The 358-nt window shown below is 45.8% G+C and carries 1 pseudogene; it reads left to right on the top strand.

Annotation, left to right across the window (positions count from 1 at the left end):
* Positions 1-358, top strand: a pseudogene (locus SMC3_RS09540) (hydroxylamine reductase); the annotation flags it as partial.

Genomic DNA, 358 nt, shown 5'->3' with positions numbered 1-358 from the left:
TGATCACGTATGGTGTTAAAGGTCTAGCGGCATATACACACCATGCCCTTACTGCTGGAAAGGAAAAAGACGAGATCTATGCCTTTGTCTATGAAGCGCTGGCAGCGACATTGAATGATGGACTTTCTGCAGATGATCTGGTGGCTTTGACCTTGAAAACCGGGCAATTTGGTGTTACAGCAATGGCTCTGCTTGACGAGGCCAACACATCAAAGTATGGCGATCCCCAAATTACAGAAGTAAACATAGGTGTCAGAAATAACCCGGCAATTTTGATATCGGGCCATGACCTGACAGACCTTGAGCAATTGTTGGATCAAACACAAGGGACTGGGGTCGATGTTTATACTCATGGTGA

The organism is Candidatus Cryosericum hinesii, assembly GCF_003570985.1.
In the GTDB taxonomy this organism is placed as follows: Bacteria; Caldisericota; Caldisericia; order Cryosericales; family Cryosericaceae; genus Cryosericum; species Cryosericum hinesii.
This window is presented reverse-complemented; position numbering and strand designations above follow the sequence as displayed.